Below are 440 nucleotides of genomic sequence, written 5' to 3' on the forward strand. Positions count from 1 at the left end.
GGCCTGGAGGTTTTCGACTTCGAGCAATGCCATCGCGATCAGCCCCGCACCATCAGAGGCTCTTGGCCATGCGTGGATCGAGCGCATCGCGAAGGCCGTCGCCGAGCAGATTCACGGCAAGCACGGTGACGGAGAGGAACGCCGCCGGGAAGAACACGATATAGGGCTTGACCTGCCACAGCGCGCGGCCCTCGGCCATGATGTTGCCCCAGGATGGAATGGTGGGCGGCGTGCCGGCACCGATGAAGGACAGGATCGCCTCGGTGATCATCGCGCTGGCGCAGATATAGGTCGCCTGCACCAGCATCGGCGCGAGCGTATTGGGCAGGATATGGCGCAGGATGATCATCGGCGTGCGCGTGCCGCAGGCGACCGCCGCATCCACATAGGGCTGCTCGCGCAGCGACAGCACCACGCTGCGGACGAGGCGCGAGACACGG

At 65.7% G+C, this 440-nt stretch carries 1 protein-coding gene; it reads right to left on the reverse strand.

Annotated features, from left to right (window positions below):
* Positions 1–52: 52 nt before the first annotated feature.
* Positions 53–440 (reverse strand): ABC transporter permease (locus NJC10_RS11170; protein WP_319076621.1); only part of this gene is annotated, 388 nt, incomplete at its 5' end.

The sequence above is a fragment of the Micrococcus sp. M4NT genome, from assembly GCF_033790745.1.
In the GTDB taxonomy this organism is placed as follows: domain Bacteria; phylum Actinomycetota; class Actinomycetes; order Actinomycetales; family Micrococcaceae; genus Micrococcus.